At 64.8% G+C, this 14,070-nt stretch carries 12 protein-coding genes; 8 read left to right on the forward strand and 4 right to left on the reverse strand.

Annotated elements, in window-relative coordinates; translation table 11 throughout:
• Window positions 1-2: 2 nt before the first annotated feature.
• From HB634_RS22505 to egtB, 8 genes are all read left to right on the forward strand, one after another.
• A complete protein-coding gene (locus HB634_RS22505; protein WP_213950188.1) occupies window positions 3-1,268 on the forward strand; it encodes an FAD-dependent oxidoreductase in 1,266 nt (421 codons plus the stop codon).
• Window positions 1,265-2,029, forward strand: a complete 765-nt coding sequence (locus HB634_RS22510) for a DUF1365 domain-containing protein (RefSeq protein ID WP_213950189.1) — start codon at window positions 1,265-1,267, stop codon at window positions 2,027-2,029. The genes HB634_RS22505 and HB634_RS22510 overlap by 4 nt, the downstream gene beginning before the upstream one ends.
• Window positions 2,026-3,279 carry a cyclopropane-fatty-acyl-phospholipid synthase family protein gene (locus tag HB634_RS22515; RefSeq protein ID WP_213950190.1) on the forward strand — a complete coding sequence of 418 codons (1,254 nt, stop codon included), beginning with the start codon at window positions 2,026-2,028 and terminating at the stop codon, window positions 3,277-3,279. Before HB634_RS22510 ends, HB634_RS22515 begins: the two co-directional genes overlap by 4 nt.
• Window positions 3,276-3,812, forward strand: a complete 537-nt coding sequence (locus HB634_RS22520; protein WP_063572406.1) for a DUF2878 domain-containing protein — start codon at window positions 3,276-3,278, stop codon at window positions 3,810-3,812. The genes HB634_RS22515 and HB634_RS22520 overlap by 4 nt, the downstream gene beginning before the upstream one ends.
• Window positions 3,809-4,597, forward strand: coding sequence for a DUF1295 domain-containing protein (locus HB634_RS22525; protein ID WP_063572411.1), 789 nt, complete (start codon window positions 3,809-3,811; stop codon window positions 4,595-4,597). Before HB634_RS22520 ends, HB634_RS22525 begins: the two co-directional genes overlap by 4 nt.
• Entirely contained in the window at window positions 4,594-5,676 is a 1,083-nt protein-coding gene (locus HB634_RS22530; protein ID WP_213950191.1) for a cyclopropane-fatty-acyl-phospholipid synthase family protein, read from the forward strand. The genes HB634_RS22525 and HB634_RS22530 overlap by 4 nt, the downstream gene beginning before the upstream one ends.
• 133 nt (window positions 5,677-5,809) lie before the next feature.
• A complete protein-coding gene (locus tag HB634_RS22535; protein ID WP_063572408.1) occupies window positions 5,810-6,187 on the forward strand; it encodes a DUF427 domain-containing protein in 378 nt (125 codons plus the stop codon).
• Between the two features lie 24 nt (window positions 6,188-6,211).
• Window positions 6,212-8,401 carry an ergothioneine biosynthesis protein EgtB gene (egtB, locus tag HB634_RS23090; protein WP_345777528.1) on the forward strand — a complete coding sequence of 730 codons (2,190 nt, stop codon included), beginning with the start codon at window positions 6,212-6,214 and terminating at the stop codon, window positions 8,399-8,401.
• Here the strand turns inward: egtB and pgaD are convergent.
• From pgaD to pgaA, 4 genes are read right to left on the reverse strand one after another with little or no spacing between them, the layout of a single operon-like run.
• Entirely contained in the window at window positions 8,398-8,841 is a 444-nt protein-coding gene (gene pgaD / locus HB634_RS22545; RefSeq protein ID WP_063572409.1) for a poly-beta-1,6-N-acetyl-D-glucosamine biosynthesis protein PgaD, read from the reverse strand. The two genes, egtB and pgaD, sit on opposite strands and share 4 nt — an antisense overlap.
• Window positions 8,838-10,088, reverse strand: coding sequence for a poly-beta-1,6-N-acetyl-D-glucosamine synthase (pgaC, locus tag HB634_RS22550; protein WP_213950192.1), 1,251 nt, complete (start codon window positions 10,086-10,088; stop codon window positions 8,838-8,840). Before pgaC ends, pgaD begins: the two co-directional genes overlap by 4 nt.
• On the reverse strand, window positions 10,085-11,959 hold the full coding sequence (pgaB, locus tag HB634_RS22555; protein ID WP_213950193.1) for a poly-beta-1,6-N-acetyl-D-glucosamine N-deacetylase PgaB: 1,875 nt from the start codon (window positions 11,957-11,959) through the stop codon (window positions 10,085-10,087). Before pgaB ends, pgaC begins: the two co-directional genes overlap by 4 nt.
• 5 nt (window positions 11,960-11,964) lie before the next feature.
• Window positions 11,965-14,016 carry a poly-beta-1,6 N-acetyl-D-glucosamine export porin PgaA gene (gene pgaA, locus HB634_RS22560; protein WP_213950194.1) on the reverse strand — a complete coding sequence of 684 codons (2,052 nt, stop codon included), beginning with the start codon at window positions 14,014-14,016 and terminating at the stop codon, window positions 11,965-11,967.
• Between the last annotated feature and the right edge of the window lie 54 nt (window positions 14,017-14,070).

Raw genomic sequence — 14,070 nt, forward strand, 5'->3', positions numbered from 1 at the left:
CGATGCGCGTTGCCGTCATCGGCTCGGGCATCGCGGGGCTCGCCTCGGCGTGGTTGCTATCGCGCAAGCACGAGGTGACCCTGTTCGAAGCCAATGATTACCCGGGTGGGCATACGCATACCCATGACATCCGGCTCGATGGCCGCGACTACAGGGTAGACACGGGTTTCATTGTGCATAACCGCGCGCATTATCCGTTGTTGTCGGCCTTGTTCGATGAGCTGGGGGTGGCGACCCAGCCGACCGCCATGAGTTTTTCGGTGCGCAACCAGGCCAGCGGTCTCGAGTACAACGCCGCCAACCTCGATACCTTGTTTTGCCAGCGTCGCAACCTGCTCTCACCGCGTTTCCTTGGCATGATTCGCGACCTCATGCGTTTCTACCGCGACGCCCCTCGTTTGCTCGATGACGCCGGCGACGGTCCCACGCTCGGCGAGTACCTGGAACGGGGTGGCTACGGTGTGGCGTTCCGCGACGAGCACCTCGTGCCGATGGCGTCGGCGCTATGGTCGTCCCCGTCGGCAGCGGTGCTCGGCTTTCCGGCGCGATATCTCGTGCAGTTCATGGCCAATCATCAGATGCTGGCCCTCTCCGGCCGACCGGAGTGGCGTGTGGTCACAGGGGGCTCGCGAACCTACGTGGATGCGATGCGCGCCCGCTGGTCGGTGAAGGAATGCCTGAGCACCCCGGTGGTTGCCGTGCGCCGGCATGACGACCGCGCGGAGGTCGTTACGCATGCCGGAACGCATGTCTTCGATGACGTGGTGCTCGCTTGCCACAGCGACCAGGCGCTGGCGCTGCTGCTCGATGCCGACGGGACCGAACGCGCGGTCCTCGGTGCGATGACCTACCAGACCAACGACACCGTGCTGCATACCGACGCCTCCATCCTGCCGCGTTCTCGCAAGGCATGGGCGGCATGGAACGCCTTCGTTCCTGCAGAGCCCGGCGGCGCTTGCACGGTGAGTTACTGCATGAACGTGCTGCAAGGATTCGACTCGCCCGATCCGTTCGTCGTGACCCTGAACCGGACGGACGCCATCGACCCGCGCCGGATCCTCAGGCGCATGAGCTACGCGCATCCGGTGTATACGCATGCGTCCGTCGCTGCACAAAGGCGCAAGACCGAGATCCAGGGGCGCCGTCGCGCATGGTTTGCCGGTGCGTACTGGGGGTGGGGATTCCATGAGGACGGCATGCGCAGCGCCGTGGAACTCGCACGCGATTTCGAGCACGTCCTGGCGGCACGGGGCAGGGCAGTCGCATGAGTGAACGTCTTGCCAGCGCCGTGTACGAAGGCGTCGTGACGCATCACCGCCATGCGCCCCACGAGCACGCCTTCAGCTATCGCATGGCGCAGCTCTACCTGGACCTGGACGAGATCGATCGGGTCTTCGCCGGCCGCTGGCTATGGTCGGCAAAGGGACGCAACGTGGCCGAGTTTCGTCGCTCGGATTACTTCGGTCCACCGGAAATGTCGCTGGCTGACGCCGTGCGCGACCGCGCGAGCGAGTCGATGGGTTATCGCCCGGAGGGTCCGGTGCGCATCCTCACCCACGTGCGCTATGCAGGCATCGTGTTCAACCCCGTGACGTTCTATTACTGCTACCGGCTGGACGGCACGACGCTCGACTGCGTGGTCGCCGAGATTACCAATACCCCCTGGCGCGAACGGCATAGCTACGTGCTTCGCGTGGACGGCCAGGCTGAAGGGCATGTCGTCGACCAGACGTTTCCCAAGGCCTTCCACGTGTCGCCCTTCATGCCGATGGAACGCGAGTATCGCTGGCGCTTCACCCGTCCCGACGACCGGCTCCGCGTGCACATGGACGTGCTGCGCGATGGGGTACGCGAGTTCGACGCCCACCTGTCGCTGCATCGCCGTGAACTGACGGGCGCCTCACTGGCGCGCGTTCTCTGGCGCTATCCGCTGATGACGGCAAAAGTCGTTGGCGCGATCCATTTCGAAGCGCTTCGCCTATGGCTTAAGCGCAATCCCATTCACGATCATCCGGTGAGAAACCCATGAACGCCATCGTCAGCAACGAAGATGCCGCGCCGGCTTCGCGAGGCCTGCGCCTGCTGCGCCATATGTTGCTGGCGCGGATGGATGGCATGCGTCATGGCCGCCTGGTCATCCACGACCCGTTGGGGCGGGTGGAGTGCGGGCAGTCGATGGACGCGGACCCGGGCCTGGTCGTACACGTGCACGTGGATGATCTCGCGTTCTATAGGGCTGTCGCCAGCAACGGCAGTGTCGGAGCTGGCGAGGCCTTCATGGACGGCCTGTGGCGTTGCGACGACCTGGTGGGATTGATTCGCCTGCTCGTGCGCAATCGCGATCTGCTGGACGACATGGAGTCCGGAATGGCACGCCTCGGCGCCCTGGCCATGAAGGCCTGGCACGCGTTGCGGCGGAATACGCGCGAAGGCAGCCGCCGCAACATCGCGGCCCACTACGATCTCGGCAACGACTTCTTCGGCCTGTTTCTCTCGGCGGACCTGATGTATTCGTCCGCGCTGTGGGGCGGCGATGGCGACACGCTGGAAGCGGCCTCGACGCGCAAGCTCGACCGTGTCTGCCAATGGCTGGACCTGAAACCGGGCGATCGCGTCATCGAGATCGGCACCGGTTGGGGCGGCTTCGCCGTGCATGCCGCCCGTCACTACGGCTGCCATGTGACGACGACGACGATCTCGCGCGAGCAGCATGCCCTGGCCGCCACGCGGGTCGACGAGGCCGGCCTGGACGATCGGGTCACGCTACTGCTTGAGGACTATCGGGACCTGACCGGTACGTACGACAAGCTCGTCTCGATCGAGATGATTGAGGCCATCGGCGCGAGCTATCTCGATATCTACTTCGCGAAACTCGGCAGCCTGCTTCGCCCGGGCGGCCGGGCGCTCGTGCAGGCGATCACCATTGAGGACCACCGCTACGCGCAGGCCTTGGCGTCGGTCGATTTCATCAAGCGTCACGTCTTTCCGGGCAGCTTCATTCCCTCGATCAACGCGATGCTCGCTGCGAAGACACGCGTGACGGACCTTGCCCTGGTCCGCCTCGAGGATTTCGGGCTGTCGTACGCGCGGACCCTGGAAGCCTGGCGTGAACGTTTTCTCGCCAGTCTGGCCCAGGTGCGCGGGCAGGGCTTCGACGAACGCTTCATCCGCTCGTGGGAGTTTTATCTCGCCTATTGCGAAGGCGGCTTCCGCGAACGTTCCATCGGCGTATCGCATCTGCTGATGGAGAAGCCGCTGCACGGGAGCGTGTCCGGATGATCGCTGCCTGGTCCAACATCGTTGGCTACCAGCTGGTCTGGTTTGTCGCGGTGATCTACGCCGGGCGCGGCGAGCCATGGCCTGGGGTGATCGCGGCCCTGGTTTTCGTGACGTGGCAGGTAGCCGTATCACCGCAGCGTCGCGCCGCATTGCAGGTACTGGTCATCGCGGTCGTCTGCGGCGTGGTGATCGACGGTCTCGTGCATGGGCTGCGCCTGGCCGACTACGCCGCTGCGGCGCCGGCTTTGCCAGGCGGTGGTGCGCCCTTGTGGATCCTCGGACTCTGGGCGTGTTTCTCGTTGACGCTGGGCGGCCCGTTGCGCGCGCTGGGGACGCGACCGCTGCTTGCCGTCGTACTCGGCGGCATCGGTGGTCCGCTCGCCTACGCGGGTGCTGCGCGCGGATGGGACGCGCTGACGTTTCATGCGCCTGAATGGCAAGCGCTGGCCTTGCTCGGCGTGGGTTGGGCCGTGGCCATGCCCTTGCTCGCGGCACTGAGCCACCGGTGGTCCAGCGCGAGGGCAATCGCATGAGCACGACGAATACCTTGCTGGTTATCTGGTTGGCCGCGGCCTGGTTGATGACGGCGGGCTGGGCCTGGCAACGCCGTCGCACCAACGCAGGCATCGTCGATGTGCTCTGGTCGACCGGCGTCGGTGGGTCCGCGGTGCTGGCCGCACTCATCGGTTCGGGGGCTGCCGGACCACGCCTGGTGATGGCGGTGCTTGGCGGCCTCTGGGGACTTCGGCTCGCCTGGCACCTCTGGCGTCGCGTCTCCGGTGAAGCGGAAGACGGGCGCTATCGCGCGTTGCGCGAGCACTGGAAAGGTAGCCAGGTGAAGTTTTTCGGCTTCTTCCAGTTCCAGGCCTTCCTTGTTGGCCTCTTCGCCGTTCCGTTCCTCGCGGTGGCCGCGAATCCGACCGTGTCGATCACCGGCATGCTTCTGGCTGTCGTCATCTGGGTGGTCAGTGTCGGTGGCGAATCCCTCGCCGATCGACAGCTCGCCGCGTTCCGCGCCGATCCTGCCAACCAGGGTAAAACCTGCCGTACCGGGCTGTGGCGTTACTCGCGCCATCCCAACTACTTCTTCGAGTGGCTGCACTGGTTCGCTTACGTCGTGCTGGCGATCGGATCGCCGCTGTGGTGGCTGGCATGGAGCGGCCCGGTGGTGATGTTCCTGTTCCTGCGCTTCGTCAGCGGCGTGCCCTACACCGAAACGCAAGCCTTGCGTTCTCGCGGTGAGGCCTACCGTCGTTATCAGCGTGACACCCCGATGTTTTTTCCGTGGTTTCCGAAACATGAGAGCGATAACGCATGAATACCGCCGTCAGTCCCGCTTCGTACGTCCGTGAAGATCGCGCCGCGCCCGGTTTGCTTGGCCTTGCCGAGCGCGGCCTCGTTCCCGATGTACTGCTGCGCGCCGGCATCCGCCGGCTATGCGACAAGCGTCTGGCGGAGGAGGGTGCGGGTGGACTTGCCGCGGTGGCCGCGCGCTACCAGAAGCGTATCGACGGGCTGAAGCATAGCGAGGTCGCCATCCATACGGATGCGGCGAACGGTCAGCATTACGAACTGCCGTCGCGCTTCTTCGAACTGTGCCTCGGGCCTCGCCTGAAGTATTCGGGTTGCTACTATCCGACCGGCAGCGAGTCGCTGGCCGAGGCGGAAGAGGCGATGCTTGAGCTGTACGGTACGCGTGCCGAGCTGGCCGACGATCAGTCGATTCTCGAGCTCGGCTGTGGCTGGGGCTCGTTGACCTTGTGGATGGCCCAGCGCTATCCGCGTTCCCGCATTACGGCCGTGTCAAATTCGGCGGGCCAGCGACGCCACATTGAAGCCAGCTGCGCAGCGCGCGGCATTCATAACGTCAACGTAATCACCGCGGACGCGAACACCCTGGAGCTGGGACCGAGCCAGTTCGATCGCTGCGTGTCGGTGGAAATGTTCGAGCACATGCGCAACTACGAAACCCTGCTGTCGCGCGTCGCGCTGTGGTTGCGTCCGGGCGGCAAGTTGTTCGTCCACATCTTCGCCCACCGGACCCTCATGTATCCGTTCGAGACGGAAGGCGAGGACGACTGGATGGGGCGGCACTTCTTCACCGGCGGCCTGATGCCCGCATCGGATACCTTGCTGTGGTTCCAGGGGGACCTGGGCATCGAACGCCGCTGGCACGTCGATGGGACGCACTATCAGCGCACGGCCAATCACTGGCTGGCCAATCAGGATCTGGCGCGTGAAGAGATCATGAAAGTCCTCCAGGGGGCCTACGGTCCGGCGTCCGGCCTGTGGTTCCAGCGCTGGCGGATGTTCTGGATGGCTTGCGCGGAGCTGTTCGGTTACGCCGGTGGCCAGGAGTGGCTGGTGGCCCATTACCGCTTTGCCAAACCGCGCTAGGCTGTCAGAAACGTCCAATCCGGCCAGCTTTGCCTGCGGGTAATGTCACCTATTCCGGATTGTCGCCTTGGAAACGGCGGTCCGCGGTCGCACGATGTGTGGCTTGCAGCAAACCCGCATGAAGGAGATTGCCATGTCCTCCCGTCCCGTTCGTATCCCAGGGCCAGACCACCCGATCACTGTCACCCCGTCGGGCGGCCGTGTGGTCGTGCGTGATGGCGACCGCGTGCTCGCCGACACCCGCAACGCGTTGACCCTCAAGGAATCCACCTATCCGGCGGTGTTCTACATTCCTCGCGCCGATGCCGACATGGCCGCGCTGACGAAGACCGAACACCATTCCTATTGCCCCTATAAGGGCGAGGCGTCGTATTTCAGCCTGCCGGGCAACGCCGAAAAAGCGATCAACGCCATATGGACCTACGAGACGCCTTACGACGCGGTCGCGCCGATTCGCGAACATCTCGCCTTTTACGCCGATCGCGTCAGCATCGAGCATACGCCGGGCTGATCGGCCCGCGCAGGGAACCTGAACATGCAAGCCATCGTCGATACCACCTGGGCGCCTGGTGCCGCCGCTCTTCGTCCCGACGAAGACGCGGCGGCGACCCGATGTAACGCCGGCCAGTCGCTTCTCGCCCGCTACGACGCCGTCCGTGCGCGCACCGAAGCACTGGTCGCTTCGCTAGACGCCGAGGACATGGTCGTCCAGTCCATGCCCGATGCCAGTCCCGCAAAATGGCACCTCGCGCATACCACCTGGTTCTTCGAAACCTTCGTGCTCGGGCCCAACGTGCCCGGGTACGAGGTATTCGATGCCGACTTCGGCTACCTCTTCAACTCGTACTACGAGACGGTGGGACCGCGACATCCGCGCCCCTTGCGTGGCCTTCTGACGCGTCCGTCGGTGGCACAGGTGGTCGCGTATCGCCACCACGTCGACACGCACATGCGTGCCTTCCTGCGGGAGACGCCCTCGGCGGAACTGGAGGCGTTGTTGCGCCTTGGCTTTGCCCACGAGGAACAGCACCAGGAATTGCTGGTGATGGACGTGCAGCACCTGTTCGCCCAGTCGCCGCTCAAGCCGGCGCTTGCGCCAGCATGGCCCACAGAGGCACCCGGCCCCAGCGGCCGCTTCCGTCGCATCGGCGGTGGTCCGGTACGCATTGGCGTCGTGGACGAGCACTTCGCGTTCGACAACGAAGGGCCTCGCCATACGGTGTGGCTGGAACCGTTCGAAATCTCCGATCGTCTCGTGACCAACGGACAGTGGCTCGCCTTCATGGCGCTGGGAGGCTATCGCCGGGCGGACCTCTGGCTCTCCGACGGTTGGTCACAACGTCAGGAGGAGGGCTGGGAGGCACCGCTGTACTGGCGTCGCGAGGGTGATGTCTGGTCGCATATGACGCCGGGTGGCTGGAAACCGGTCGACCCCGATGCTGCGGTAACGCACATTAGCTATTACGAGGCGGAAGCCTTCGCCCGCTGGGCCGGCGCACGCCTGCCGACCGAAGCCGAGTGGGAGCACGCCGTTCGCACGCGTACCGATCTGGATCAGGTTTCGGATGTCGCCTGGCAGTGGACCGCCAGCGCCTATTCGCCGTATCCAGGTTTCCGTGCGACGGATGATGCCGTCGGTGAATACAACGGCAAGTTCATGAGTGGCCAGATGGTGTTGCGGGGTGGCGCCAGCGTGACGCCGCCGCATCACGTCCGGCCGTCTTACCGGAATTTCTATCGTCCGGGCCAGCGCTGGATGTTTTCCGGCCTGCGCCTGGCGCGCGATGTCGGCAGTTCTCCGGACGACGATCGCCTGACCTTCCTGCGTGACACGCTCGCAGGTTTGTCGGCGTCGCCGAAGGCGTTCTCGCCGAAGTACTTCTACGACGCCGCTGGATCGGCCTTGTTCGAAGCCATCTGCGTCACGCCCGAGTATTACCCGACGCGCACCGAAACGGCGTTGTTGCACGACATCGCACCGGCACTGGCGGCAACCATTCCGGATGGCGCCGTGCTGCTCGAACTGGGTAGCGGCGCGAGTGACAAGACGCGTGTACTTCTCGACGCGGCGCCACAGATTTCGGCTTACGTCCCGGTCGACATCAGCGTGGACGCCCTCAACGGGGCGGTAGAGCGGCTGCGCTCGGCGTATCCGGCGCTGGAGGTGTATCCGGTGGTCGGTGATTTCACCCGCGCCATCGACGTGCCTGGCGCCCTTGCCGGCAGGCCAGTGGTGGCGTTCTTTCCGGGTTCGACGATCGGCAATTTCGTGCCGGAAGAGGCGATCGCGCTATTGCGGTCGGTGCGCGAGAGGCTCGGCCCCGAGGCGCACTTCATCGTTGGCGCCGACCAGGTCAAGCCGGTGGATACGCTGGTCGCGGCCTACGACGATGCCGAGGGTGTGACCGCGGCGTTCAATCGCAACATGCTGGTACGCATCAACCGTGAGCTGGGTGGGGACTTCGATCCGCAGGCCTTCGAGCATCGCGCGGTGTGGAACGCGGAACGTGAGCGCATCGAGATGCACCTGGTGAGCCGCGTAGCGCAGCAGGTGACGGTGGCAGGCCAACGCTTCGGCTTCGCCGCCGGCGAGTCCATCCACACGGAGAACTCGCACAAGTTCACACCGGCGTCGTTTGCGCGTCTTGCCGCCGCCGGTGGCTGGCGAGTTGACCGGGAGTGGATTTCTCCCGATCCCGCGTTTGGCGTGTTCGCGTTGGTCTAGCGCACTTCGTCGACCGTCATGTAGCCGGCGTCACTAACACTCACCACGGCACGGCGGTGCGCCTGGATACTCACGGCGTCTTCGGTGCTCGCGCCGATCACGCGTGCCGTCGCTTCAATGCCGACAGGATCGTTTCCACGACGTTTCTGTCTGCCGGAGAACCGCGCACGGTTGTAGCCCGACCATGTGCTGAATATGAGCGCGCAGATGACGGCGGCGATCAGCACCACATTGAGGTCGCCTTCCTTGTGGGAGGGTTGCAGGACGTAGAGCTGCAACCAGGCGTTGCGCACGCCGAAGGCCCAGGCGCCGAGGGTGATCAGCGGCAGCCAGAGAAATGCCCAGAACAGCCACGCGATGACGGTGACCACGCTGAACATGGCTTTCTGAATCGACGACTGGCGCTCGGGCCGCTGGATCAGGATGGCTTCGGCTTTCATCGCAGTCCCCGGTCCGGGCTGACCCATACCGCACGCGTGCCCTTGCGCTTCATCAAGGCTTTGGGCATCGCGACGATGGAGGTCGCCGTGTTAAGTATCCAGTACACCAGTGGGTACCAGATCATCCAGTAGTAGTTCCGGCCGATGCGCGTTTCATAGCGACGGTCGACCAGCAGGCTGATCAGGAACTGCAGCAGGCAGATCGCGCCGAGGACGACGCCGTGCCACTGCGGCAACAGGGTTTCGATGTACAACGACGGCGGCAGATCGCTGAAGAGCCCGAGCACCCACAGCGTGACGATGATCGCCATGGTGTACGACCAGACAAGGCTCATCACGTATTCGATGGCGACCGGCCACATGCGACGCTGACGCCAGGCGAACAGCTTCTTCGTGTAACGCAGCAGCACTTCGGAGCCACCCTGGGCCCAGCGCAGGCGCTGCTTCCACAGGCCGCGAATCGTCTCCGGCATGAGGATCCAGCACAGGGCATTCGGTTCGTAGCGGATTTCCCAGTGGCGCATCTGCAGCCGCCAGCTCACGTCGATATCCTCGGTGACCATGTCGGTGTTCCAGTAACCGACGTCGTGCAACGCGCTCTTGCGGAACGCGGCGATCACGCCCGAGATCGTGAAGATGCGTCCATAGACGCGCTGCGCACGCTTGATCAGGCCGATGATGGACGAGAATTCGCCCACCTGCAGTTTGCCCAGCAGGGTGGAGCGATTGCGGATGCGCGGATTGCCGGTGACCGCGGCGACGCGGGGACTATCGAGCAAGTGCGACAGCAGCCAGTGAGTGGCGTAGTCGTCGAGCAGGGCATCGCCGTCGACACAGACCAGGAAGTCCGCGTTGGACGCCAGGGCGGCGGCGCGCAGACCCATGGCCTTGCCCTGATTGCTCGACATGTGGATCACGCGCAGCTTCGGATACTGGTCGAGCAGTTGATCAAGCTGGGCGCCCGTATCGTCGGTCGAACCGTCGTTGATCGCGATGATTTCGAAGTTCGGGTACTGCTGCGAGGCGAGGTGGGCGATGGTTTCGCGTACCTGCTCGCCTTCGTTATGGCAGGGCACCACGAGGGTGACCATGGGGTATTCCGGCAGCTCGGGCGGTTTGACGCGTACCGGCTCGTTACGTTCCCAACGCATGAAATAGATCACGCCGCCTGTCATCCAAAGCAGCGACATCACCAGCGGATAGAAGAACGCAAATTCCAGCAGTATGTGGAGAATCCCGCCGTTCATCGGATGGGCTCCGGATAGGGATAGTCGGATGCCGAAATATAAGGCCGGATGGTTTCCAGGTCGGGATGGTCGTGGAGGAAGTCGTCCGGGTAGTAACCGATGTGCCACGCACCCGCGGCCTGCATGGTACGCATGCGCTGGGCGAGGTCGCGGTCGTCGATGGGCTGGTGCGTACGCCAGTTCTGCGTGGCGAATTCGAACAAGGTGCGCTCGAAGCCGTTCGGAACCATCGCGACCTTCGCGGCAAGGTGCTTGTACCAGCCGATGCGGTCCGACTGCTGGTCCAGCTGCGGCATGGCCATCACGGCCGTCATGTCATAGGCCTTGATGAAGGCGGGCAGGTTCTGCGCCGTCCAGGCTTCCGCATTCGGCTCGAGGACAGGCCGGGCGTAGAGGTTTCGTGCCGTACGCAACTGCGGGCGCCACTTCTGCATGCGTTCGGAGAGCTCGAGCGTGAAATCGATGAGCGCCTGCGTATTCTGCGCCGGGGTGTTCTTCGCCCACGGGCCGAGGTTGTCGGTGTCGCGGATATAGGCGTCATCGGAAAACAGCACGCCTGCGGCATCGGCATGCATGGCGAGGTCTTCATAGACATCGCCGATCATGGCGCGCACCTTCGGGTCGTACGGCGCAAGGCGATAATGGTCGCCGCCGGGCTTAGGTTCGCCGGCGAGCGAGGGCAGGTCCTTGCCGTCCGGAAAACGGAAGGCGAGGACGGGCATCCAGGCGTACACGCGCACGCCGGCGCGGGTGCGCAACTGCCACGACACGCGGGAGAAAAGGTCCGCTCGCATCGGCAGGTGGCGGTTCGGGAAATACACTGCATCGGCGACGCCATCGCCGTCCGGGTCCGCATAGGCCTGCAACCAGACCTGGCTCGGGTGCAGGCGCTTGATACGATCGAGCAGCTTCGAGAGGTTGCGATCCTGCTGGGCCGGGTCGGGGTCGTACACGTAATCGAGGTCCACCTGCACGGCACGCGTGGGCTCGACACGATCGAGATGGCGCATCAGCCAGCCCAGGCGGTTCGCGGTGATATTGCCGCTGACCAACAGGCGAGGAATGGTCTTGCCGACCTCGAGGGTGGGCAGTCGGTCGCCGAGGCTGAAGGTCACCGGCATGCCATGTTCCGCGGCCACGGCGCGACCCACACGGGTATAGGCGCCGTAAGGCCATGCGACGGCGCGCGGACGAACACCCGTGTGCTCGGCGATTTCGTCCGCACTGTGCTGGAGATCGGCGCCGACGCGAGCGCGGTACTGCGCTTCGTCTTCGTACACGTGGGCTTTGTCGTCGTAACGCAGCGAGGCGGCGGCGGGCAACAGGTTGCCTTGCGGATTGCCCTCGGTGCCTTCGTGCATACCCCAGGAGTGCGAGGCGAATTCGACCAGGCCGCCCTTGTGCATCTCGCTCACCTGGTCCCAGGTGAGGAAGCAGTCGCGATCGCAGTCGGAACCGTTATAAGGCATGCGCTTGCCGGCGGGCATGTCCATCCAGGAGCCGACGATGGCGGCGACGGCGGGATAGTTATAAGCGCGTAGCAGGGGATAGACGCGGGTGTAGAAACTCTCCAGGCCGTCGTCGAAGGTGAGCAGCACGGCGTTCGGGGGAAGCCTGGCACCGCCGTGGCTGGCATCGACGACCTGCTGCAGGCTGACGATGTTGTAGCCGCTGGCCTTGAGCCAGTCGAAGTGCGAGATCAGGTGATCGGTGCTGGTCGCATCGGGATCGCGGTCGGCCTGCAGGCCGACATCGTCGCGAACGTCGTGATAGGCGAGCACGATCAGCGTGGGCCGCGCCGGAGCGACGGTCTGCGCGAATGCGGGAAGCGCGAGCCCGAGCAGGGCTAGCAGGAACAACAGCGAACGCATGACTCTCATTCTCCCCAGTGCAGGGTCAGGTCGAGGACGACGCGATGTTCGCGGCGGCCATCGTAGGGTTGGTTGTGCCAGCCGATTCCCCAGCCAAGGCGGATGCCCGCGCGTGGCTGGAAGATCTGGCCGTAGCGCACGCTGGCCATCCAGTCGCTGGCATAACCCTGTTCGTCGTACTCGCCGACGGCGACGTCGATACGCTGGGTGACCTGGCGTTCGTAGAACTGGCCGAGCAGGTTTTCCAGCCGGCCAGTGAGCGCGTAGCTGTTGTCGCGGCGCGGGTTGAAATAAGGGCGATCGGTCTGCGTGTTCATCGAGCCGCCCACTTCCACGCCGCCGTCGAGGGCGAGGTTGGGCGCGGTGTAAACGCGTTGGGTGAAGGCAGCCAGCCAGCTCGTGCGTTTGTTGCCGTCGCTGAAATTGTCGCGGGCCACACCCAGTCGCGCCTGCGTGAGCTCGCTCGCCCGCCATGTCACGGCCGTTTCGAGGGTCTTCGCGGAGATACCGTAGTACTGCGCGCGCAACGGCGTGTCTTCGCCGGCCGTGCTGAAGTCGGTGGCGATCGCCCAGTGGTCGGTTATCGCCCAGTTCACGCCGGCTTCCAGGGCGGTCTTGCCCACGTACCTGTCCGCGGCGGGCAACGCCTGCACATAGGCTTCGAGGCCACGTGCGTAGCCACGCACGCCGACGCCGAACCGCGTCCGGCGGACGTCGCCTTCCGGCAGGTCGGCGGTGGAATAGCGGCCCAGCGCGACGACGCGCCAGTGATCGTCGATCAGCGGGCTTTCGATCGTCGCCAGCGTGGCGCTGTCGCGGTCGCCGTAGTCGGGGCTGGAACCCTTGCCGTTCTCCTGGCTGATGTCGAACTGCCAGCCGCGCTCGCGATCCCACGACTGGATGGCGCGGTCGACGCGGTCAGTGCGACTGCCGAGCACCTTGGCCTCGGCGAGATCGTCGTCGATGCCTTCGTAATCGTGCAGGGCGCGCTTCGTATCCGCGGCGTCGAGGTAGGAATCGACATCCCGCGGATTGAGGGTATCGGCAATCGCGAGGTCGTCCTGGGCGCGCCGGGGCCAGCCGCGGGCCAGTTCCACCATGCCCAGCTGGCGACGGATGTCCGAATCGGCCGGTGCCTCGCGGCTGAGCGGCACGATGCGCGCATACGCGTCGGCTTGCATATCCACGATGCTGCGTGCCGAGATGGCGGCCGATTCGGCGTCGAACTTGCGCGGGTTCTGGATGGGCAGGCGAATGCCGGGAACACGGACCCACGGCTGTTCCTTCGCCGCCAGATTGTCGATGGTGGTGAACGCCTTGCCGGTCTGTCCCGACTCCAGGTACGCGTACATGAGTCCGATGCGCGGATCGAGATCGGCGGCGTCGTAAGGACCGGGATCCCTGGCGATGCTGTCTTCATAAACCTGTGCGGCCTCGGCCGGGCGGCGCTTGGCGAGAAGGGCGTCGGCCGCGTTGCGCTCGGCGTAAGCGGGTAGCGTCACCCCTTGCTTGTGCAGGGCGTCGTAGCGCTGCACGGCTTCGTCCATGAGTCCTGCCTGATCCAGCGCCACGATGAGGTCGAACTGTTCGCGAAGGCGCATGTCGGCGGGAAGGAGGGGGTCGTCCGCGAGTCGTCGTGCATCGACGACCGCGCGATCGGCTTCGGCGTACGGTGCACGCGGATCGGCCGGCGAACCCTCGGCCCACCGGGTTTCCCGGGCCACGTGATCGGCGTCGAGACGCGCACTGTCCGCAGGACTCTGCGGTGGCTGTAGGGTCGACGCCAGTTCCCTGGCGCGCGTCGTTGCGCCGATTTCCGTCAACAAAGTGACGTTGAGCGCCTGTGCTTCGCGGTCGTCCGGCCACCGGGCGAGGATTGCCTGGACCTGTGCCAATGCGTCCACCCGATGACCCTGGTCACGCTCCTGACGCACTTTTGCCATGAGTGCATCGCGTTCGGGCGGTACCGCGGCCCAGGCCGCGGGCCCATGCAGGGCCAGAAACAACGCCAGGCACAGCCTTGCGCGAGGTACGCGGGCGTCCTGCTGAAAAATCATCAAAGTTGATCCCATCCCAACAACATGACCTGTATCTGCCGGGCCGAATGTCCA

The sequence above is a fragment of the Luteibacter sp. dw_328 genome (genome assembly GCF_018449605.1).
Classification (GTDB): domain Bacteria; phylum Pseudomonadota; class Gammaproteobacteria; order Xanthomonadales; family Rhodanobacteraceae; genus Luteibacter.